Below are 21196 nucleotides of genomic sequence, written 5' to 3'. Positions count from 1 at the left end.
GAGAGTTTACGGCTCTGGCGAGGAGGACCGATGGAGCTGTCGCTGGCGACGCGCACCGTGGGCGAGCACACGGTGCTCGAGGTCGGCGGTGAGGTGGACGTCTACACCGCGCCCCGGCTCCGCGAACGTCTCCTCGAGCTGATCGACGGTGGCGCCCGGCACGTGATCGTGGACCTCGGGCGGGTGGACTTCCTCGACTCGACCGGGCTGGGCGTGCTGGTGGGCGCGCACAAGCGGCTGCGTACGGCCGGCGGCTCGTTCGCCCTGGTCTGCGACAAGGAGCCGCTGCTCAAGATCTTCCGGATCACGGCGCTGGACCAGGTGTTCCCACTGCACGCCACGGTCGAGGCGGCGGCCGGCGCGGGCCCGAGCGGCGCCAACGCGTGATGGCGACGGTCCGGCTCTCCTTCTCTCCGGCCCCGGTGCACGTGCGTACCGCCCGACTGGTCGGCGTGGCCGTCGCCCGACGGGCCGGTGTCCGCGAGGACCTGCTGGACGAGGTGCGCCTGGCCATCGGTGAGGCGTGCACCCGGGCGGTCGCGCTGCACCGTCAGTACGGCCTGGCCGATCCGGTGCTGGTGGAGATGTCCGACGGCGGCACGTACGCGGTGCGGGTCGTGGACCGCGCGCCGATCGAGGCCAGCATCGGTCTGGCGGCGCTGCCGCCGGACGAGTTGGCCGACGAGTCGCTCACCGACGAGGCGTTGACCACGGGTGTCGGGTTCGCTCTGCTCGCGGGCTTCGTCGAGGACCTGCAGGTGCGCCCGGTCGACGAGGGCATCGGCACCGAGGTGCGGATGGTGTGGCCCGTCGGGCGCTGACTTCCGAACGACTGCTCACAAGGCCGTGTCCCCGCAGGGGATACGGCCTTGTCGTCATGGACCGGGCCCTATATCAGATTTCGTTTCATAACACAGCGACGAAGATCATCGAGACACGGTGCCACCTCGGTGTGACCTCGAACACTGTGGAGGGCTACAGTACCCGGGTTGTCAGCAAGTGATCCAACCCGCAGCCAGCGGGTATGGGTGGTCATCGCTGGTCCGCTGGGGTGGGTTGGCGCGCGCTTGCGAGTCCGCATCCAGGCGTCGACCGGTGCGTCTCCACCCGTCGACGCGAGTGTTCGGTAACAGGAGGACACAGATGTCCGAGACCTTGGCCGCCGATGGCGGCGGGCTTTCCCTTACCGGAGGCAATGTCACGTACGTCGTCATCGCCGCGGTCATCGCGCTGGTGGCGCTCGTCTTCGCCGCCGCGTTGACGAAGACCGTGCTGGCAGCCGGCAAGGGCACCACCAACATGCAGGAGATCTCGGGGGCGGTCCAGGAGGGCGCCTCGGCCTACCTGCTCCGCCAGTTCCGCACCTTGGCGATCTTCGTCGTCGTCGCCGTGGTGCTGCTCTTCCTGCTGCCGGTGCACGACACCGACGGCAGCGAGATGGCCGTGAAGCTCGGCCGCTCGCTCTTCTTCGTGGTGGGCGCCGTGTTCAGCGCGTCCATCGGTGGCGCCGGCATGTGGCTGGCGACCCGCGCGAACCTGCGCGTGGCCGCCGCCGCCCGGGAGCGACAGGGTGGCCGCGAGGCCGCCATGAAGATCGCCTTCCGGACCGGCGGCGTGGTCGGCTTCCTCACCGTCGGCCTCGGCCTCTTCGGCGCCGCGCTGGTCGTCCTGGTCTACCGGGGTGACGCGCCCACGGTGCTGGAGGGCTTCGGCTTCGGCGCCGCCCTGCTGGCGATGTTCATGCGGGTCGGCGGCGGCATCTTCACCAAGGCCGCCGACGTCGGCGCCGACCTGGTCGGCAAGGTCGAGCAGGGCATCCCCGAGGACGACCCGCGCAACGCCGCCACCATCGCCGACAACGTGGGCGACAACGTCGGTGACTGCGCCGGCATGGCCGCCGACCTGTTCGAGTCGTACGCGGTGACGTTGGTGGCCGCGCTGATCCTCGGCCGGGCCGCCTTCGGCGAGGACGGTCTGGTCTTCCCGCTGATCATCTCCACCATCGGCGTGCTGGTCGCCATCGTCGGCGTCTTCATCACCCGGCTGCGCGCCTCCGACCGCAACGGTCTCACCGCGATCAACCGGGCCTTCTACATCTCCGCCGTGATCTCCGCGGTGCTGGTGGCGATCGCCGCGTACGCGTACCTGCCGGCGACCTTCGCCGACCTGGAGGGTGGCCTCACCGACGTCGACCGCAACCCGCGACTGGTGGCCATCGGCGCGGTGGTGATCGGCATCGTGCTGGCCGCCGCGATCCAGGCGCTTACCGGCTACTTCACCGAGACCAACAAGCGGCCCGTGCAGGACATCGGCAAGAGCTCGCAGACCGGCGCGGCCACCGTCATCCTCGCCGGCATCAGCGTCGGCCTGGAGTCGGCGGTCTACTCGGCGCTGCTGATCGGCGCCGGCGTCTTCGGGGCGTTCCTGCTCGGCGGCAGCTCCATCACGCTGTCGCTGTTCGCGGTGGCGCTGGCCGGTACCGGCCTGCTCACCACCGTCGGCGTCATCGTCGCCATGGACACCTTCGGGCCGATCTCCGACAACGCCCAGGGCGTGGCGGAGATGTCCGGCGACATCGACGAGCACGGCGCGCGCACCCTCACCGAGCTGGACGCGGTCGGCAACACCACCAAGGCCATCACCAAGGGCATCGCGATCGCCACCGCGGTGCTGGCGGCGACCGCGCTGTTCGGCTCGTACACGGACACCCTGCGGACCGCGTACGCGGACGCCGGCGTGGGCGACGTCGGGACCGAGATCCTCAACTCGCTGAACGTGGCCAACCCGCGCAACCTGGTCGGACTGATCATCGGTGCGGCGGTCGTCTTCCTCTTCTCCGGGTTGGCGATCAACGCGGTGTCCCGCTCGGCCGGCGCGGTCGTGATGGAGGTCCGCCGGCAGTTCCGTGAGCTGCCCGGCATCATGGACCGCACCCAGCGCCCGGAGTACGGCAAGGTCGTCGACATCTGCACCCGGGACGCGCAGCGCGAGCTGATGACCCCCGGCCTGCTCGCCATCCTGGCGCCGATCGCGGTCGGCTTCGGCCTCGGCCCGGGCGCGCTGGCCTCCTACCTGGCCGGCGCGATCGGAGCCGGCACCCTGATGGCGGTGTTCCTGTCCAACTCCGGTGGGGCCTGGGACAACGCCAAGAAGCTGGTCGAGGACGGCGCGTACGGCGGCAAGGGCTCCGAGTCGCACGCCGCCACGGTCATCGGTGACACCGTCGGTGACCCGTTCAAGGACACCGCCGGCCCGGCCATCAACCCGCTGATCAAGGTGATGAACCTGGTCTCGCTGCTGATCGCCCCCGCCGTGGTGGCCTGGAGCGTCGGTGACGAACGCAATGTTGGCCTGCGGGTCGGTATCGCGCTGGTCGCGACGCTGATCATCGTGGCATCGGTGGTCTTCAGCAAGCGCAAGGGCATCGCCATGGACGACTCCGACACCGGCGCGGGCAGCGCCGACCACCGTCCGGAGACCGTCAACGCCTGACACCGGCGGCACCGGGGTCCCCGCTCGACGCACCCGTCGGGCGGGGACCCCGGCCATCCGGCCCGGTGCCACACCTGGCCGAAGGTCGTACGCTGCAACGCATGCGTACGTGCCGGGCGTCTGCCGTCGGAAAGCTCACGGTGGTCCTGGCCACGCTCGTCGTCGTCATCACCGGCTGCGGTGGGCCCAGCCCGCGGGCCTGGGCGGCCTCGGTCTGCGGCGCGCTCACCCCGTGGCGCTCCGAGATCAGCAAGTTGACCAGCAGCACCGATCAGCAGATGACGGCGCAGACCACTCCGGCGCAGGCCAAGGAGAACCTGGTGCGGCTCTTCGGCGGCGCGGAACAGGCCAGCGAGACCGCGCGCCGCAAGGTCGAGCAGGCCGGCGTCCCGGAGACCGACAACGGTGAGGCCATCTCCGCCGGTTTCCGGGGGTCGCTGGAGAAGATGCGGGACGCCTACGGCCGGGCCCGGGACACCATCGAGGGGTTGGGCACCGGTGAGCCCGCCGCCTTCTACGACGGCGTCCGGGCCGCCGTGGACACCTTGAACAAGGAGTACGACGCCAGCGCGCTGGACACCAGCAAGCTCAACTCCGAGGAGCTGAAACAGGCCTTCGACGAGGTGCCCGAGTGTCGCTGAACGGGCTCGGTGACACGCCGGCCGCGCAGTCGCTGCCGGCGCTGTTCCCCGTACCCGAGCCCGACCCGGCGCGGGCCGACCCGGCGCCGAGCCGGCGGCGCGGCGGTTCCGACCGCTCCGAGTCGACCCCTCCCGGGCCGACCCGGGCCGACGACGCGGGACGCCAACTCGTCTTCTTCGGCGCGGACGCCGCCGAACCGGCGGTCGCCGATCTGGCCGGTCTGCTCGCCGGGCCGGGCGAGGTCGTCCGGATGGGCGGCACCGCCCGACTCGCGGTACGGGTGGACGCCGCCTGGCGGGTGCACGTGCTCGTCGCCGAACTGGCGCTGCGCGGGCTGGCCGCGAGCTGGGAGCCGACCGAGGACCAGCGGCACGCCGTGCGGACGTCGTACACCCGGTTGTTGAAGCCGCTCGCGGTCGCCTGGCTGGACGGCCCGGCGAAGCGTCCTCCGGCGGCCTTCCACCTGACCGGCCGGCGGCTGCGGCTGTGGCTCGCCGCCGCCGGGACGCCGGAGCCGCCCGGCGGCTTCCTGCTGCGCCTCGGCGCGGGTGACCAGCGGTCCTGGGACGCGATCGGCACGGCCCTCGCCGCCGCCGGCCTGGCCGGCACGCTGCTCGGCCCCGACGAGGGCGGCCCGGCCTACCGGATCACCGGCCGACGCCGCCTGGCCCGCCTCGCCGAGCTGGTCGGCGCCCCACCGCCCGCAACCCCACCCAACGCCTGGCCCTAACCGCCCGCCCCCGCCCCCCCCGCCCCCCGCAGGCGTCGATCATGAAGTTGTGGTGGGGACGTACTTCTCCTCCGGTGCCTAAACGCCCACCACGACCCCATGATCGACGCGAGCGGGAGGGGCGTGGGAGGGGGTTGGGAGGGGGTTGGGGTGAGGTGTCTGGTGTTGGACAGCTGGGCTTGGATGGGCTGGTTGGGGGTCCCTCATCGTCACAGGGACCCGCTCCGAGGCCTACCCACGGTGTACGGTGGCGCCGTCCGGCAGTGTCGAGCACGGCGGGCGGGAGTCGACCGCCGCGCCGCAGCGGATTGCCGCCCGCGAAACCCGAAACGCGGACGGCGCGTTACGTTGGACATCCGGACCGCCGGTGCCACGGCGGGGTCGAGAGCGGTCGCTGTCGTAAGGCGCCGGCCGGCCACGAGCAGGAGTGAGGTCGGGGAGAGACGTGCCGAGCAACGCTGGAACCACCCGTCTGGTCATCGTCGAGTCACCGGCGAAGGCCAAGACGATCTCGGGCTACCTCGGCCCGGGGTACGTCGTGGAGGCCAGCTTCGGTCACGTCCGCGACCTGCCGCGCAACGCCGCCGACGTGCCGGCCAAGTACAAGGGCGAGTCCTGGGCCCGCCTCGGGGTGGACGTGGACAACGGCTTCCACGCCCTCTACGTCGTCTCAGCCGACCGCAGGCAGCAGATCAGCAAGCTGGTGAAGCTGGCCAAGGAGGTCGACGAGATCTTCCTGGCCACGGATGAGGACCGCGAGGGCGAGGCCATCGCCTGGCACCTGGTCGAGACCCTCAAGCCCAAGGTCCCGGTCAAGCGGATGGTCTTCCACGAGATCACCAAGCCGGCGATCCAGGCCGCCGTGGCGAACCCCCGGGAGATCGACCGCGACCTGGTCGACGCCCAGGAGGCCCGGCGCATCCTCGACCGTCTCTACGGCTACGAGGTCTCCCCGGTGCTGTGGAAGAAGGTCATGCCGAAGCTCTCGGCGGGCCGGGTGCAGTCCGTGGCGACCCGGATCGTGGTGGAGCGGGAGCGGCAGCGGATGGCGTTCCGCACCGCCGAGTACTGGGACATCCTGGCCACCCTCGCCGTGGCGAACGCCGGTGAGGGGCCGCGCACCTTCAACGCCACCCTGATCGCGCTCAACGGCGACCGGATCGCCACCGGTAAGGACTTCGAACCCACCACGGGCAAGGTCCGGGCCGGCGCGGGCGTCGTCCACCTCGACGAGGGCGGTGCCCGGGGTCTGGCCGCCCGGCTCGACGGGCGGCCGTTCACGGTCACCCGGGTCGAGGAGAAGCCGTACCGCCGCCGCCCGTACGCGCCGTTCATCACCTCCACGCTCCAGCAGGAGGCGGCCCGCAAGCTGCGCCTGTCCTCGCAGCAGACGATGCGTACCGCGCAGCGGCTCTACGAGAACGGCTACATCACCTATATGCGTACCGACTCGGTAAACCTGTCGGAGACCGCCATCTCGGCGGCCCGCCGGCAGATCGTCGAGCTGTACGGCGAGCGCAGCGTTCCGCCGGAGCCCCGCCGCTACACCGGCAAGGTCAAGAACGCCCAGGAGGCGCACGAGGCGATCCGCCCCGCGGGGGACAACTTCCGTACCCCGGGCGAGGTGGCCAAGGAGCTGTCCGCCGAGGAGTTCAAGCTCTACGAACTGATCTGGCGGCGCACGATCGCCTCGCAGATGACCGACGCGGTCGGTTCCAGCGTCTCGGTGCGCATCCGCGCGGTCTCCACCTCCCAGGAGGAGGCCGACTTCGGCGCGACCGGCAAGACCATCACCGACCCGGGCTTCCTGCGCGCGTACGTCGAGTCCAGCGACGACGAGAACGCCGAGGCCGAGGACGCCGAGCGCCGGCTGCCGACCCTGGTCAAGGACCAGCCGCTGACCGCCGACGAGCTGGCCGCGCAGGGCCACCACACCCAGCCGCCGTCGCGCTACACCGAGGCGTCGCTGGTCAAGGCCCTGGAGGAGCTGGGCATCGGCCGCCCGTCGACGTACGCGTCGATCATGCAGACGATCCAGGACCGGGGGTACGTCACCAAGCGCGGCCAGGCGATGATCCCCACGTTCCTGGCCTTCGCGGTGATCGGCCTGATGGAGCGGCACTACCCCCGCCTCATCGACTACGACTTCACCGCCAGCATGGAGAACGAGCTGGACGAGATCGCCGGCGGTGACCACGCCGCGGTCGACTTCCTCACCGCGTTCTACTTCGGCAGCGCCAACGGCGCCGGCGACCAGGACATCGCCCGCTCGGGTGGGCTCAAGAAGCTCGTCACCGAGAACCTGAGCGAGATCGACGCGCGCAGCGTCAACTCGATCCCGCTCTTCACCGACGAGGACGGCCGCGAGGTCGTCGTCCGGGTCGGCCGGTACGGGCCGTACCTGCAGCGGGCGGTCCCTGGCGAGACACCGGCCGCGCCGGCCGAGGGCGAGGAGGCCGGCCCCCAGGGTGACCGGGCGCCGATCCCCGAGGGCCTGGCCCCGGACGAGCTGACCCCGGAGAAGGTGCACGAGCTGTTCCTCGGCGGTAGCGGCGAGCGCAAGCTCGGCGACGACCCGGCCACCGGCGAGCCGATCGTGCTCAAGTCCGGCCGCTTCGGCCCGTACGTCTCCAGCGGCGAGCGCAAGTCCTCGCTGCTGCGCTCGCAGACGCCGGATTCGCTCTCCCTCGACGAGGCGCTGCGGCTGCTCAGCCTGCCCCGGCTGGTGGGCGTCGCGCCCGACGGCGTGGAGGTGTTCGCCAACAACGGTCGCTACGGCCCGTACGTGAAGCAGGGCGAGGAGTTCCGCTCGCTCGAATCCGAAGAGCAGATGTTCACAGTCACCCTGGACGAGGCGCTGGCCCTGCTGGCCGCTCCGAAGACCCGGGGCCGCCGGGCCGCCGCGCCGCCGCTGCGCGAGATGGGCGTCGACCCGCTGACCGAGAAGCCGTTGGTGATCAAGGACGGGCGGTTCGGTCCGTACGTCACCGACGGCGAGGTCAACGCGTCCCTGCGGCGTGGGCAGACCCCGGAGGCGCTGAGCATCGAGGAAGCGTCCGAGATGCTGGCCGACAAGCGGGCCAAGGGCCCGGCGCCGCGCAAGAAGGCGGCGGCGAAGAAGGCCCCGGCGAAGAAGGCGACGGCGGCGAAGAAGGCCACGGCGACGAAGAAGACGGCTGCCGCCGCGAAGTCCACCGCCGCGAAGAAGACCACCACTGCCAAGGCGACGGCGGCCAGGAAGGCGGCCCCGGCGAAGAAGGCGGCTCCGAAGAAGGCCGCCACCGGTTCTGCCGAGGGATGACAGCCAGCTTCCGCCCCAAATGGGTTAAATGTCCAATTTGGTGGCGGGGCTCTGGCGCGGACTGCCTAACGTGAGGGAATGTTCGCAGTCCCTGTCCCGCGTCGCCGCGTGCTCGTCGGTGCTGCTGCCGGTGCGTTGCTGCTCGCCGTGGCCACGGTCGGCATCCGGGCGAGGGACGCGGTCGACCCGTCACCGGCCGGCGCCACCCTGTCGCGCGCTTCACCGCAGGCGGTCGCCCCCGGGCCGACCCGCGATCCCGCCAACCCGCGGACTTTGCGACTCGTCGCCGCGGGTGACGTTCTTATTCATCCCGCGGTGACCGACCAGGCGCGCCGGGACGGTGCCCGCGCCGGAGGCATGGACTTCGCCCCGATGTTCGCCGGGGTCGCCCCGGCGGTCCGCGACGCCGACCTGGCGCTGTGCCACCTCGAGACGCCACTGGCCGATCCCGCCGGCCCGTTCGCTGGCTATCCGTCGTTCAATGCGCCCCCGCAGGTGCTCGACGGGCTGCGCGCCACCGGGTTCGACGGCTGCTCAACCGCCTCCAACCACACCCTCGACCAGGGTGCCGACGGGGTGGCCCGGACGATCCGCGCACTCGACGCCGCCGGGCTGGGGCACACCGGCAGTGCCCGCAGCGCCGCCGAAGCGGCCCGGCCCCGGATCTATCAGGTCGGCGAGGTTCGCGTCGCGCACCTGTCGTACAGCCTGAACTTCAACGGGCTGAGTCGCCCCTCGGGCAAGCCGTGGCTGGCCAACCTGATCGATCCGCCCGAGATCCTCGCCGCCGCCCACCGGGCGCGGCTCGCCGGCGCCGACATCGTCGTGCTCAGCCTGCACTGGGGTACGGAGTATCAGCACCTGCCGGACGCCGACCAGCGGGCCTGGGCCCGGCAGTTGATCTCCTCGCCCGACGTGGACCTCATCCTGGGCCATCACGCCCACGCGGTGCAGCCCTTCCAGCGCTTCGGCGACAAGTGGGTGGTCTTCGGCATGGGCAACGAACTGGCCCGACACGAGGAGCCGATCAACGACAACCGCGAGGGTGTGATGGTCCGGGCGACCTTCACCGAGACGGCTCCGGGGCGCTGGACGGTGACCCGGATGGAGGCACTGCCAACCTGGACCGACCTGGCGCCGGCCCTCCGGCTGGTCGACCTGACCGCAGCGCTTGCCGACCCGGGCATCCCACCAGGTCGGCGGGGCGACTATCGGGCGGCGTACCAGCGGGTGCTCGGCTACGTCCGGGCCCTGGGTGCCGGCCCGGACCAGGTGGTGGCGTCGGGCGGCTGAGCGCCACCGCCGAGGACGGGGTCGCGGCTACCACCCCGGCTCCGACAGGGGTGCTCTGCACCCACATCCGTCACGCGCCGAGGACGTGGGTCAGGTGCGGGCTGGCGAAGACGCGGTGGGGGTCCAGGCGGTCGCGGACGGCCTGGAAGTCGGCGAAACGGGGGTACGCCTCGGCGAGGGACGCCGCGTCGCGGTAGTGCAGCTTGCCCCAGTGCGGGCGGCCTCCCAGTGCGGCGGCGACCTTCTCGAACGCCTGGAAGTACGGCTCGTACGGCATGCCGACGTACTGGTGTACGGCGATGTACGCGTTGTCCCGGCCGTAGCCGTGGGACAGCCAGATGTCGTCGGCGGCGGTGAAGCGCACCTCGACCGGGAACAGGATCTTGAACGGGAGCCCGTCCACGATCTGTCGCAGCGCGGCGAGCGCCTCGGGTAGCGCCGCGCGGGGGAGGCCGTACTCCATCTCCACGAAGCGGACCCGGCGCGGGGTGCAGAACACCCGGTCGGAGCGCCCGGTGTACCGCCGTTCGGTGAGCGCGCGGGCGGAGACGGCGCTGATGCCGGGTGCCAGGGCGGGCACGGCCCGGCCGAGGCGGCAGGCCCCGGCGAAGACCCGGTTGGACAGGAAGTCGTCGTCCAGCCAGCCGCGCCAGCGGGACAGCGGCCGGTCGTTGGCGGGTACCCGGTCGTTGGCCTTCACCTGGACCCGCGACGTGTAGGGAAACCAGTAGAACTCGACGTGGTCGTGCCGGCCGATCAGCGCGGGCAGGTCGCCGAGCACGTCGTCGAGGGCGGCGGGGCGTTCGTGGGCGTGCAGGACGAAGGCGTCCACGCAGCGCAGGGTCACCTCGACCAGGACGCCGAGCGCGCCGAGCGAGACCCGGGCGGCGGCGAAGACGTCCGGGTGCTCGTCCGGGGAGCAGCGCAGCACCTCGCCCGTACCGGTGACCAGGGTGAGGGCCTCGACGAAGGTGGAGAGGCAGCCGTAGCCGGCGCCGGTGCCGTGGGTGCCGGTGGAGATGGCGCCGGCGATGGTCTGCGCGTCGATGTCGCCCAGGTTGGGCAGCGCGAGGCCGTGCCGGGCGAGCAGGCCGTTGAGCGCGTGCAGGGGCATTCCCGCCGGTACGGTGACCAGTCGGCGCGCGACGTCCACACTGACCCCGGTCTCCAGCTCGGACAACTCCATCCGCCGGTCGTCGGCGAGGGCGACGGCGGTGAACGAGTGGCCGCTGCCCGCGACGCGGATGCGGCCTCCGGCGGCGGCGGCGTCCCGGACGGCTTCCGCCACGTCGTCCGGCGAGCCGGGGCGCAGGATGGCGGTGGCGCTGCCACGCTGGTTGCCGGCCCAGTTGGACCATCCGGCGGTGAGCGGTGCGGTGCCGACCATGCGCGCTCCTCATTCATGAATATGAACTGACTTCATATCAGGAACGTTGTCCCTGGTAAATACCGCAATTGCGGTCCGCTCGTTGTACCGGTAGTCACGGACTCGTGACCAAGAGATATGTTCATCCGTCGAAGGGGGGTGGCGCCGAGTGTCCACACCAGCCGCCACGACCGGGCCGCTGCGCCGCGTACCGGTGCAGGGTCGAAGTGTCGCGCGGGTACAGCGCATGTTGGACGCCTGCGCCGAACTCGTCGACGAGGTGGGGTACGAGGGGCTGACCACGACCCTGCTCGCGGAGCGCGCCGAAGTGGCGATCGGGTCGGTCTACCAGTTCTTTCCGGACAAGCGGGCGATCGTGCAGGCGTTGACCCTGCGCACGATGGAGTCCTACCTGCAGCGGCTCGACGAGCGTTTCGCCTCCGACGAGATGACCCACTGGTGGGACGGCGTCGACGCGGGAATCGACGAGTACATCACGATGCACCGCACCGTCCCCGGCTTCCGTACCCTGCACTTCGGCGACGTGGTCGACCTGCACCTGCTCGACGAGCAGCGTGACAACAACGGCGTCATCGCCGACCAGTTGGCGCGGGTGCTCACCGAGCGCTTCGGCCTGACCGACGTGCCGAAGCTGCGCTTCGTCCTGGAGATCGCCGTGGAGGCCGCCGACGCGTTGATCAAGCTCGCGTTCCGGCGCAAGTCCGATGGCGACGAGCGGGTCCTGCTCGAGGCGAAGGCGCTGATCCGGGAGTACCTGCACCGCCAGGTCGACGGATGCGAGAGCGAGCAGCGCGCCGAGGCCGCCCAGTCCGCCTGACCTGGCGGTGCGAGCACCCAGGGCCTGTTTCACAAGAACTGCCCGGCCTGCGGCGGGCCCGGACGACGACCGGCGGCGTTGCGGTGGCGTCCGGATACGACACCGGTATCCGAACGCCACCGCGCCCTGCCGGATCGCCGCCCGGACTCCGCCTCGCTCGACCGCCCTTAGGAAACAGCCCCTAGAGGAACGCGTGGCCCTCGCCCCGGTAGGTGGGCACGGTCGCCACGACCGCGTCCCCCTCGACGAGGTGCAGCTCGTTGACCCGTTCGCACAGCTCACCCGCCTTGGCGTGCCGGAACCACACCCGGTCGCCGACCTGGAGGGTGGCCGCCGCCGCGCCGGAGAGCGGAGTCTGCACCTCGCCGGCGCCCTCGGTGCCGACGAGCTTCAGGCCGGCCGGCAGCCACGGTCGGGGCAGCCGGCTGTCGGCGGCCTGGCCCGAGGCGATCCAACCGCCGCCGAGCACGGTCGCCAACTCCGGCGTCGGTCGGCGGACCACCGCGCAGGCGAAGAACGCCGCCGGGGTGGGCCGCCAGGCGCGGTACGCGTCGAACAGCGTCGGCCCGTACAGGCCCGATCCCGCGGTGACCTCGGTGACCGCGGGATCGGCGCTGGTCGCGGCCACGCTGCCGGTGCCGCCGCCGTTGACGAACTCCAGGTCGGCGTGTTCGCGTACCGCCGCCACCGCGGCGCCACGGCGGGCCAGCAACTCGCGGTAGGAGCCGCGCTGGGCCAGCCTGATCGCGCCCGCCAGCAGCGTCCGCCCCGGCGGCGCGTCGCCCAGGCCGGCGATCTGCGCCTCGTACGACATGAGCCCGACCAGCCGGAAGCCGGCGCGGCCGGCGACGGTGGCGGCGAGCGCGCCGGCCGCCCGGGCGCTGTGCACCGGCGAGCGGCGGACGCCGACGTGCACGCCACGCAGCGGTCGCCAGGAGGCGTCCAGGTCGAGGCAGAGCCGCAGCTCGGCGCGTTGCCCCGGGGCGCGGACGGCGTCGACGAAGTCGAGCTGGCCGGTGCCGTCGATCATCAGGGTGATCGCGGCGGCGAGTGTCGGGTCGGCTGCCAGCTCGGTGAGGGCCGCCCGGTCGGCGCTCGGGTACGCCACCAGCACGTCGTCGCTCAGACCGGCCCGGACCAGCCAGATCGCCTCGGGGAGGGTGAACGCCATGACACCCTGCCAACCGGGCCGGCTGAGCGCCCGGCCGATCAGGTCCCGGCTGCGCACCGACTTGCTGGCCAGCCGGATCGGCTTGCCGGCGGCGCGGTCGGCCAGGGCCGCCGCGTTCGCGTCGTAGGCGGTGAGATCCACCACGGCGTACGGGGGGTCGAGATGGGCGGTCGCCCGGTCCAGGCGCTCGCGCAGTTTGTCGCTTTCGATGGCCACGTGTGCACGCTAACTGTCCGACGATGAATGCGAAATACCCTCGCATACGTCCCGGGCTGCGGTCGACGCCGTCGGCGGCCTAGGCTCAGCGAGCAGGAGAATGTCGCCGGTGGGGCGGCCCCCACCGGGTCTAGAGTGTTCCACCGGGGGTGCCCAGCGATGGGCCGGCACGTGGAGGTACGGCCATCGAAAGCCAGAACAGCGGCGAGTCGCCCGGCGTGTCGCGCGCGGGTGACCAGTCGGGCAGCGCCGCCAACCAGTCCAGCGGTGGTCAGGTCGACGCGTCCGGCTACGCCGCGATCCGCTCGGTACTGCGAATCAGACCGTTCCGCCGGCTCTGGATCGTGCTCGGCGCGGCCTCCTTCGGTGACTGGCTCGGCTTGCTCGCCACCGCCCTCTTCGCCGCCTCGCAGGTGCAGGGCAGCACCGCCCAGGGCGCCGCGTTCGGCGGGGTGACCGCGATCCGGCTGCTGCCCGCGCTGGTGCTCGGCCCGGTGGCCGGCGTCTTCGCCGACCGGTTCGACCGACGCTGGACGATGGTCATCTGCGACCTGCTGCGCTTCGTGCTCTTCGCGTCCATTCCGCTCTACGCCCTCAGCGGTGCCGCCGGCGGCCTGGTGGTCGGCTGGGCGCTGATCGCCACCTTCCTGATCGAGTCGCTCACCCTGCTCTGGATCCCGGCCAAGGAGGCCGCGGTCCCCAACCTGATCCCACGGGCCCGCCTGGAGGCGGCCAACCAGCTCACGTTGATCACCACGTACGGCCTCACCCCGGTGGCCGCGGCCATCGGGCTCGCCGTGCTGGACCGTGGGGTCAGAGGCGCTGTGGGCGGCGATCTACCCTCCTGGGCCGAACCGGCTCAACTCGCACTCTGGTTCAACGCCTTCTCCCGGCTCGCCACCGCGTTGGTGGTGGCATTCGGGATCAAGGAGATCAGCGAGGCGCAGCGCGGCGAGGCGGGGCGTTCCGAACAGAGCATGTTCCGGCAGTTCTCCGAGGGCTGGAAGTTCATCGGCCAGACCCCCCTCGTCCGCGGCCTGGTGCTGGGCATCTTCGGCGCGTTCGCCGGCGGCGGCATCGTGGTCGGCACGGCCAAGTTCTTCGCCAACTCACTGGGCGCCGGCGATGCCGCGTTCTCCCTGCTCTTTGGCGCGATCTTCGTCGGTCTGGCGCTCGGCATCGGGCTCGGCCCGATGGTCGTCAAGGAGATGTCCCGGCGTCGCTGGTTCGGCATGAGCATCGTGCTGGCCAGCGCCGCCGTGATGACCCTCGCCTTCGCCATCCACCTGTCCATGGCGATCGTCGGCGCGGTGCTGGTCGGCGCCGGCGCGGGCATGGCCTTCCTGGCCGGCACCACGCTGCTGGGCGGTGAGGTGGCCGACGAGGTGCGGGGCCGGGTGTTCGCGGTGGTGCAGATCGGCACCCGACTGGTGCTGATCCTGGCCATCGGGCTGAGCAGCGTCCTGGTCGGCGTCGGTGGCTCGCGCAAGCTGGAGATCGCCGACCTCGGCATCTCCGTCTCCTCCACCCGACTGCTGCTGCTCGCGGCCGGCGCCGCCGGCATCTTCGCCGGCATCAGCGCCTTCGGCCAGATGGACGACAAGAAGGGCGTCCCGGTCCTCGCCGACCTCTGGGGCTCGATCCGGGGCCGTCCGCTGACGCCGGCGGAGCCGTTCGTCTCCGCCGGGCTGTTCGTGGTGTTCGAGGGCGGCGAGGGCGCCGGCAAGTCCACCCAACTCGCCGCGCTCGCCGAGCGGCTGCGCACCGACGGGCGCGACGTGCTGGTGACCCGCGAACCGGGGGCCACCGGCGTCGGCCGGCGGATCCGGTCGCTGGTGCTGGACACCTCCGGCAACGAGGCGCCGTCCCCACGCGCCGAGGCGCTGCTCTACGCCGCCGACCGGGCGCACCACGTGGCCTCCGTCGTCCGGCCCGCGCTCATCCGTGGTGACGTGGTGATCAGCGACCGGTACGTCGACTCGTCGCTCGCGTACCAGGGGGCCGGGCGCACGCTCCCGGTCGACGAGGTCTCCTGGCTCTCCTCGTGGGCCACCGGCGGCCTCAAGCCCGACCTGGTGGTGCTGCTCGACGTCGAGCCGCGCACGGGCCTGTCCCGGGTCGCCTCGCGCAGCGGGCAGGCCGACCGGCTCGAGGCCGAGTCGATCGCCTTCCACGAGCGCGTCCGCTACGCCTTCCTCGACCTCGCCGCCGCCGATCCGAAGCGCTACCTGGTGCTCGACGCGTCCCGGCCGGTCGGCGAGATCACGCAGCTGGTGGTCCGGCGCGTCGAGGAGATGCTGGGCAAGCCCGGCGGCATCGTGCACCCCCGACCCGCGCAGGGCCCGGACACCTCGGTGCAGCCTGAGTTATCCGACTCGGAGCTGGTGACGATGGAGCACAAGACCTGATGCCGGACGTCTTCGCCGACCTGGTCGGTCAGGACGAGGCGGTGACCGAGCTGCGCCGAGCCGCCGCCGCGGCGGCGGCCGTGCTGCGTGCCGCCGCTACCGACCGGACGCCCGCCCTCGTCGCGGCGGGCGAGGCCGAGACCGGTGCCGGCGCCCCCGACCCGGGCACCGGGATGACCCACGCCTGGATCTTCACCGGGCCACCCGGGTCCGGTCGCTCGGTCGCCGCGCGCGCCTTCGCCGCGGCCCTGCAGTGTGCGTACGGCACCGGTTGCGGCGAGTGCCCCGGCTGCCACACCACGTTGGGCGGGACCAACGCCGATGTCCGGCTGGTGGTGCCGGAGGGGCTCTCCATCGGCGTCAACGAGATGCGCGCGCTGGTGCTCCGCGCGGCCAGCACCCCGTCCGGCGGGCGCTGGCAGGTGGTGGTCATCGAGGACGCCGACCGGCTCACCGAGGCAGCCGGTAACGCCCTGCTCAAGGCCATCGAGGAGCCGCCACCGCGGACGGTCTTCCTGCTCTGCGCCCCGTCCACCCACCCGGACGACATCTCGGTGACCATCCGGTCGCGCTGTCGGGTCGTACCCCTGCGGCAGCCGCCGGCCACCGCGGTGGCCGAGGTGCTGGTCCGTCGGGACGGCATCGCGCCCGACGTGGCGCGGTGGGCGGCGGCCGCCGCGCAGGGGCACGTGGGTCGGGCCCGCCGGTTGGCCCGCGACCCGGAGGCCCGCAAGCGGCGTGAGGCGGTGCTCGCCGTGCCGCGCCGGCTGACCGGCGTGGGCGCGGCGTTCGACGCGGCGTCCGCGCTGATCGAGGCTGCCGAGGCGGAGGCCGAGGCGTCGGTAGCCGAGGCCGACACGGCCGAACGGGCGGCCTTGGAGACGGCGCTCGGCGCGGGCGGCACCGGCCGGGGCGCGGCCGGCGCGATCCGGGGCGCCGCCGGTCAGCTCAAGGAGCTGGAGAAGCGGCAGAAGTCGCGGGCCACCCGCGCCCAGCGCGACGCGCTGGACCGGGCGCTCGTCGACCTGGCCGGCTTCTACCGTGACGCGCTCACCATGGCGCTGCGGGCACCGGTCGATCCGGTGCACACCGACACCGCCGCGCTCGCCGGCGCCGGGGCCCAGAAGTGGGACGCCGAGGGGTCGCTGCGCAGGCTGGAGGCCGTGCTCGCCTGCCGTGCGGCGATCGAGGCGAACGTCAAGCCGCGCATCGCCGTCGAGGCGATGATGCTCGCCCTGTGGAAGGGCTGACCAGCAGCTCCCGCCGGTTGTCCACAGCCATCGACACGTGCGATTGCTGTGCGGTACGGTCCGGTGTGCCGTGGTGACGGTGACGGCACGCTCAGTGAGGACCCATCCGGGAGGAGTCGCCGATGCCGCGGGGGGAGATCGACGAGGCCTGGATCGAGGAGGCGGTGCGGCGCTACCGCCGTATCGAGTCGTTGCAGGCCGAGTTCGACCAGGCAGTGTCGACGGTCGAGGTCACCGTCCGTTCGCCGGACGGGCTGGTCGAGGTGGTGGTCACCGCCGCCGGGCGCATCACCGACGTCCGGTTCCTGGGGCCACTGCACGCCCGCAGCCCGCGCGACGTGGCCGGCTCGGTGCAGGCCGCGGTCACCGCCGCGGCGGACGCGGCCGAGTGGGCCCGGGAGAAGCTGCACAACGAGACGTTCGCCGCCTACCGACCGCTCGCGGGGGCCTGACATGGACACGCTGCGCGCGCTCTCCGCCCGGCTCGACGAGGCGAGCGCCACGCTCACCACCCTGTCCCACACCGTCACCGCCAGTGATCCGGCCCAGGCCGCGTTCGGCGCGGACGCGCCGGGCCGCCCCGGCGAGATCGGTCGTGCCCTGCACCGGCAGTGGGCCGCCGCCACCGACGACCGGGCCCGCGAGGCGCGAGCCGCCGCCGGCCGCCTCGCCGCCGCCGCCTCGGCCGTCCGCGAGGCCGCCGACCGGTACGCCGAGGTCGACCGCGCGGCCCGCCGCCGGATCACCGGAGAACCGTGATGGACCCACTGGACCGGCTCGCCGAACCCGGCCTCGACCTGCTGCGCCGGGTGGACGCGTTGCTCGCGGCCGGTGTTCCCGAAGGGCACCGGGTGTGGCCCCTGCTCCGCCGGATGCAGGTACTGCCGGGCGACGCCGTCCGGGGCTTCCTCGACCTGCACCCGGCGCTGCTGGTCAGCGCCGGGCACGCCGTGCGCCGGCTCGTCCGGGGGTACGACGACGTCGGCGCGGCGCTCACCGACCCCGTGCTCTGGTCCGGGCCGGCCGCCTCGGCGTACGGGCAGGAGCGTGCCGCGCTGCTGCGCCACCTGGACGAGGGGCCGGAGAGCCTGGTCGGGCGGATGGAATCCACCGCCGGGTACGCGGACGCGCTCGCCGACTGGGTGGAGGGCAGCCGTCTCGCCCTCGCCCGCACGCTGGCCGACCTGCTGCGCTCGGCCGAGGCGGTGGCCGTGGTCGCCGCCACCGCCGCCGGCCCACCGAACCGTTTGACGCCGGTCGGGCCGGGCGTCGCCGACGCTGCCGAGATCGCCGCGCGGGTGCTGGCGGTGCTCTGCGTCGCGTACGACGGCGCCGAGACACTTCTGCGCCAGTGGGCACCGAGCTTGGCCGAGTCCACCTGGCGGTCGCCGACCCAGGAGCGCGCCCGCTACGACCAGCACACCCGGGTCGGCTGGTAGCCGCATCCGGCGCCCGGGTCTGGTGGTGGTGTTGGTTCGCGGGCAGGCCACGGCGTCGCTCGCGGACGCCAGAGCAGAGCCGGCGCACACGGCGACGCCGTGGTCTTCCCCCTGCACCCCCCGCAGGTCTGCCTCCACTCAACGCTGTCCGGCAGCGTTTGTCCCCTTCCCGGGCACGGATTCAACCGTCCGGGCGAGGATCATCGGCACGACGGGTGGCCCGGCAATCGGTCGAGTCGACGGTCATGAATGGAGATGGGGGTAGCGCCCGCCGCGTTCTCCGCGGTGATCCGTCGTAGGGTGGGGGGATGGGCATGCTCTGCGCGGTCAGCTTCAACCGGTACGGGCGCCTCTACTACCTGGACCCGGGTGAGCTGCGTCCCCAGGTGGGCGACCGGGTACTCGTGCCGACCGACGACGGACCCGAGGTCGCCGAGTGCGTCTGGGCCGCCCAGTGGGTGAGCGAGGAGACCGACGGCTTCCCCCGGCTGGTGGGGTTGGCCGGCGACGACGACCTGCGCCGTGACGAGGCGCTGCGACGCCGTAAGGCCGAGGCGAAGGTGGCGGCCAAACGGCTGATTCGCGCGCACGGCCTGCCGATGAAGGTGGTGGCCGTCGACCATGTGCTCGGCTCCGCCGACGGCGGCGGCGAGCGCAGCACGGTCTACTTCACCGCCCCGCACCGGGTGGACTTCCGGTCACTGGTCCGCGACCTCGGCGCCACCCTGCACTGCCGGGTCGAGCTGCGCCAGCTCTCGGCGCGCGACTCGGCCCGGGTCCAGGGCGGCATCGGCTCGTGTGGTCGTGACCTGTGCTGCGCGACGTTCCTCACCGATTTCGAGCCGGTGACCATCCGGATGGCCAAGGACCAGGACCTGCCGCTCAACCCACTGCGGATCTCGGGAGCCTGCGGTCGACTGATGTGTTGCCTCAAGTACGAACACCCGCTGTACCAGCGCTTCCAGGAGACCGCGCCCGCCGTCGGCAGTCGGGTGACGACCCCCGAGGGCAGTGGTCGAGTGGTCGGCCACAGCGTGCCCCGCGACGCGGTGACCGTACGCCTCGACGCGGACGGCTCCCGCTGCTCCTGCTCCCGCGCCTCCGTGTGTGCTCCGAGACAAGCCCACGACCAGCACTACACCCCCTAACCCCCCCACCCCCCGCTTGACCCCCGTTGATCATGAAGTTATTGCCATCGCGCTCGGCGTGTCGGAGCAATAACTTCATGATCAACGGGGCTGTGGGTGGTCCGTCAGGTGAGGACTACCGGGGGTTCCGTTAGGTGGGGGGTCAGGGGGCTTTTGGGAAGTAGCCAGCTTGCGGTGGGGGTCTGGTCGGGGTTGACCTGCCAGTCTCGGGACACCCGGTCGACGCCGATGGCGTACACGGTCAGCGTGCCGTCCGGGTCGATGCGCAGCCGCAGGAACGACTTGGAGTCCTCGATGCCCTGGCCGGCGAACAGTTCGTTGACGTTCACCCCGAAGGCGCCCGCCACCAGCAGATACGCCGCGACCAGCTGACTCGCCACCAGCCCGATGATCGGGCCGTACACCACCACGGCGGCGACCGCCGGCAGCGGCCACGGCCAGTCGTAGAACGGCAGCGCCAACCAGACCCAGGTGCCGCCGGCGGCCAGCGCCACATGGGCCACGCCGTGGCCGACGCCGAGGAGCCAGTGCCGGGCGTGCCGCTTGCCGCTGGCGCTGGGCGGCTTGGCGAAGAGGATCGCCGCGATCACCGTCACCAGCACCATCAGCACCAGCGGAACGCTGAACAGCCGTTGGTCGGTGCTGTCGCCCCAGTTGGCCGTCGCGCCCGCCATGGCAAGCATCAGCAGGGTGTGCAGGGTGCCGAGCAGAGTCGCGAAGCCCGGGTTGCGGAACGGCAGACGCCCGAAGATGCCCCAGCCGTACCGGCGCGAGCGGGCGGCGTCCGGGTAGCGGGCCACCAGGTCGTACGGCTGGGTGCGGCTGGCCCGCCGGGCCAGCGTGTCGCGTGGTGGCACCTCGATGCGCTCGGGCAGCTTGTGCGTGGGGTACAGGTACGCCCCACCACCGCCGCAGGTGATCAACTGCCGGTCGTGCCCGGCATAGCGGGCGTAGTGGTGCAGGTCGCCGGAGAGCAGCAGCCGCACCCGTGCCCCGGTCGGGTCGATGATCGTCCGGACGAAGTAGTCGATCGAGTCGTACGCCGTCGGGTCGTCGGCGGCCTTGACCCACGTCGGCGACGGCGTCGCGATGATCACCTTTGACTCCGGGGTGAGCCGCCGGGCCACCTCGTCGAAGTAGGCCAACTGCGGATCGTCGAGGTACGAGCCGGACTGGTCGTCCACGCCGAGCAGCCACCAGCCGGCCGGCAACTCCACGGCGAAGTACGACCGCGACTGCCCGGTACGCCAGCCGGCGAAGTTACGGTCCCGGGAGCGGACGAACAGCCGCAGGAAAGCGGTCAGGCCGTCGTACCAATCGTGGTTTCCCGGCACCGCGAACAGGGTGGGACCCTCGGGCGGCGTCGCCGGCAGCGCCGCCTGGTAGGGACCCTTGCAGCGGTTCTCGTACTCCGCGTAGGCCGCCGACGGGTAGACCTGGTCGCCGCCCATCACCAGGGTCTGCGCCCGGGGCAGCCGGTGCCCGTCCACGGTCAGCTCCGGCTGCGCCAGCAGGTACGCGACGGAGTAGGTGGCGTGGAAACCGTCGCCGAGGTCGGCCACGTAGTCGAGCCAGAGCCCACCGTCCGGCCCGGCCTGGCGGAAGATGTCGTCGCCGAAGGCGTTCTGCAACTCGCGCTTGTCGAGGTACGCGCCGAAGAGGATCGCCAGCAAGGTCCGGATGCCGGTGCTGATCAACAGGAACGGCGCCAGCCACGGCACCGGCTTGCGGGGGGTGAAGCCCAGTTCCAGCGGGTCGGTAGAGCGTGGGCGGCGAGGAGCCGGCTCTCCGTCGGGTTGCGCGTCCGCCGGTGCCTGGTGATCGTCGCGTTCGTCAGTCACCCGCCGCAGCGTAGTACCGGTCAGTGTGCAGCGCTGTCCGGTAATTGGCCGGATGGCGGTG

Annotated in this window: 17 protein-coding genes; 14 read left to right on the top strand and 3 right to left on the bottom strand. The window is 72.2% G+C overall.

What is annotated here, in order from left to right; all coding sequences use genetic code 11:
* Nucleotides 1-30: 30 nt before the first annotated feature.
* The 7 genes from ACIA3K_RS10685 (at nt 31) to ACIA3K_RS10655 (ending at nt 9458) form a co-directional block, all read left to right on the top strand.
* Nucleotides 31-387 carry an STAS domain-containing protein gene (locus ACIA3K_RS10685; RefSeq protein ID WP_355049272.1) on the top strand — a complete coding sequence of 119 codons (357 nt, stop codon included), beginning with the start codon at nt 31-33 and terminating at the stop codon, nt 385-387.
* Nucleotides 384-821, top strand: coding sequence for an ATP-binding protein (locus tag ACIA3K_RS10680; RefSeq protein WP_355049271.1), 438 nt, complete (start codon nt 384-386; stop codon nt 819-821). The genes ACIA3K_RS10685 and ACIA3K_RS10680 overlap by 4 nt, the downstream gene beginning before the upstream one ends.
* A 322-nt stretch (nt 822-1143) precedes the next feature.
* Nucleotides 1144-3492, top strand: coding sequence for a sodium-translocating pyrophosphatase (locus ACIA3K_RS10675; protein ID WP_396800444.1), 2349 nt, complete (start codon nt 1144-1146; stop codon nt 3490-3492).
* A gap of 101 nt (nt 3493-3593) precedes the next feature.
* On the top strand, nt 3594-4133 hold the full coding sequence (locus ACIA3K_RS10670; protein ID WP_396800443.1) for a hypothetical protein: 540 nt from the start codon (nt 3594-3596) through the stop codon (nt 4131-4133).
* Complete coding sequence (locus tag ACIA3K_RS10665) at nt 4124-4864, top strand: hypothetical protein (RefSeq protein ID WP_396800441.1); 741 nt, start codon at nt 4124-4126, stop codon at nt 4862-4864. The genes ACIA3K_RS10670 and ACIA3K_RS10665 overlap by 10 nt, the downstream gene beginning before the upstream one ends.
* Before the next feature lie 445 nt (nt 4865-5309).
* Nucleotides 5310-8165, top strand: a complete 2856-nt coding sequence (topA, locus tag ACIA3K_RS10660; RefSeq protein ID WP_396800440.1) for a type I DNA topoisomerase — start codon at nt 5310-5312, stop codon at nt 8163-8165.
* Between the two features lie 78 nt (nt 8166-8243).
* Nucleotides 8244-9458 carry a CapA family protein gene (locus tag ACIA3K_RS10655; protein WP_396800439.1) on the top strand — a complete coding sequence of 405 codons (1215 nt, stop codon included), beginning with the start codon at nt 8244-8246 and terminating at the stop codon, nt 9456-9458.
* A 70-nt stretch (nt 9459-9528) separates the two neighbouring features.
* On the opposite strand, the gene ACIA3K_RS10650 is transcribed toward ACIA3K_RS10655, so the two are convergent.
* On the bottom strand, nt 9529-10845 hold the full coding sequence (locus ACIA3K_RS10650; RefSeq protein WP_396800438.1) for a D-arabinono-1,4-lactone oxidase: 1317 nt from the start codon (nt 10843-10845) through the stop codon (nt 9529-9531).
* A gap of 226 nt (nt 10846-11071) precedes the next feature.
* On the opposite strand from ACIA3K_RS10650, the gene ACIA3K_RS10645 reads away from it, so the two are divergent.
* Entirely contained in the window at nt 11072-11662 is a 591-nt protein-coding gene (locus tag ACIA3K_RS10645; RefSeq protein WP_357124646.1) for a TetR/AcrR family transcriptional regulator, read from the top strand.
* Between the two features lie 181 nt (nt 11663-11843).
* Here ACIA3K_RS10645 and ACIA3K_RS10640 read toward each other — a convergent pair whose 3' ends face one another.
* Nucleotides 11844-13049 (bottom strand): amino acid deaminase/aldolase, encoded by a 1206-nt coding sequence (locus tag ACIA3K_RS10640; protein WP_396800436.1) that lies wholly within the window; start codon nt 13047-13049, stop codon nt 11844-11846.
* 317 nt (nt 13050-13366) lie between these two features.
* Between ACIA3K_RS10640 and tmk the strand changes: the two genes are divergently transcribed.
* The 6 genes from tmk (at nt 13367) to ACIA3K_RS10610 (ending at nt 19294) form a co-directional block, all read left to right on the top strand.
* A complete protein-coding gene (gene tmk / locus ACIA3K_RS10635) occupies nt 13367-15457 on the top strand; it encodes a dTMP kinase (RefSeq protein ID WP_396800814.1) in 2091 nt (696 codons plus the stop codon).
* Nucleotides 15457-16707, top strand: a complete 1251-nt coding sequence (locus tag ACIA3K_RS10630) for a DNA polymerase III subunit delta' (protein WP_396800434.1) — start codon at nt 15457-15459, stop codon at nt 16705-16707. The genes tmk and ACIA3K_RS10630 overlap by 1 nt, the downstream gene beginning before the upstream one ends.
* A 122-nt stretch (nt 16708-16829) precedes the next feature.
* Nucleotides 16830-17159: a YbaB/EbfC family nucleoid-associated protein gene (locus tag ACIA3K_RS10625; protein ID WP_355049259.1), complete on the top strand. Its 330-nt coding sequence runs from the start codon at nt 16830-16832 to the stop codon at nt 17157-17159.
* Between the two features lies 1 nt (nt 17160).
* Nucleotides 17161-17466 carry a hypothetical protein gene (locus ACIA3K_RS10620; RefSeq protein WP_355049258.1) on the top strand — a complete coding sequence of 102 codons (306 nt, stop codon included), beginning with the start codon at nt 17161-17163 and terminating at the stop codon, nt 17464-17466.
* The gene (locus tag ACIA3K_RS10615) at nt 17466-18146 is read left to right on the top strand and encodes a hypothetical protein (RefSeq protein ID WP_396800432.1); all 681 of its coding nucleotides are present in this window, start codon (nt 17466-17468) and stop codon (nt 18144-18146) included. The genes ACIA3K_RS10620 and ACIA3K_RS10615 overlap by 1 nt, the downstream gene beginning before the upstream one ends.
* Before the next feature lie 308 nt (nt 18147-18454).
* Nucleotides 18455-19294 (top strand): regulatory iron-sulfur-containing complex subunit RicT, encoded by an 840-nt coding sequence (locus tag ACIA3K_RS10610; RefSeq protein WP_357123709.1) that lies wholly within the window; start codon nt 18455-18457, stop codon nt 19292-19294.
* Nucleotides 19295-19398: 104 nt separating this feature from the next.
* Here ACIA3K_RS10610 and ACIA3K_RS10605 read toward each other — a convergent pair whose 3' ends face one another.
* A complete protein-coding gene (locus ACIA3K_RS10605) occupies nt 19399-21135 on the bottom strand; it encodes a metallophosphoesterase family protein (RefSeq protein ID WP_396800431.1) in 1737 nt (578 codons plus the stop codon).
* Nucleotides 21136-21196: the final 61 nt, after the last annotated feature.

This window comes from Micromonospora sp. NPDC051543 (assembly GCF_044454415.1).
Classification (GTDB): domain Bacteria; phylum Actinomycetota; class Actinomycetes; order Mycobacteriales; family Micromonosporaceae; genus Micromonospora.
This window is presented reverse-complemented; position numbering and strand designations above follow the sequence as displayed.

Bases quoted from the DNA above. Each gene is read 5' to 3' on its own strand.
- ACIA3K_RS10630 (WP_396800434.1), top strand. From the start codon at position 15,457: ATGCCGGACGTCTTCGCCGACCTGGTCGGTCAGGACGAGGCGGTGACC.
- ACIA3K_RS10620 (WP_355049258.1), top strand. From the start codon at position 17,161: ATGGACACGCTGCGCGCGCTCTCCGCCCGGCTCGACGAGGCGAGCGCC.
- ACIA3K_RS10610 (WP_357123709.1), top strand. From the start codon at position 18,455: ATGGGCATGCTCTGCGCGGTCAGCTTCAACCGGTACGGGCGCCTCTAC.
- ACIA3K_RS10650 (WP_396800438.1), bottom strand. From the start codon at position 10,845: ATGGTCGGCACCGCACCGCTCACCGCCGGATGGTCCAACTGGGCCGGC.
- ACIA3K_RS10625 (WP_355049259.1), top strand. From the start codon at position 16,830: ATGCCGCGGGGGGAGATCGACGAGGCCTGGATCGAGGAGGCGGTGCGG.
- ACIA3K_RS10645 (WP_357124646.1), top strand. From the start codon at position 11,072: ATGTTGGACGCCTGCGCCGAACTCGTCGACGAGGTGGGGTACGAGGGG.
- ACIA3K_RS10685 (WP_355049272.1), top strand. From the start codon at position 31: ATGGAGCTGTCGCTGGCGACGCGCACCGTGGGCGAGCACACGGTGCTC.
- ACIA3K_RS10670 (WP_396800443.1), top strand. From the start codon at position 3,594: ATGCGTACGTGCCGGGCGTCTGCCGTCGGAAAGCTCACGGTGGTCCTG.
- ACIA3K_RS10615 (WP_396800432.1), top strand. From the start codon at position 17,466: ATGGACCCACTGGACCGGCTCGCCGAACCCGGCCTCGACCTGCTGCGC.
- ACIA3K_RS10675 (WP_396800444.1), top strand. From the start codon at position 1,144: ATGTCCGAGACCTTGGCCGCCGATGGCGGCGGGCTTTCCCTTACCGGA.
- ACIA3K_RS10655 (WP_396800439.1), top strand. From the start codon at position 8,244: ATGTTCGCAGTCCCTGTCCCGCGTCGCCGCGTGCTCGTCGGTGCTGCT.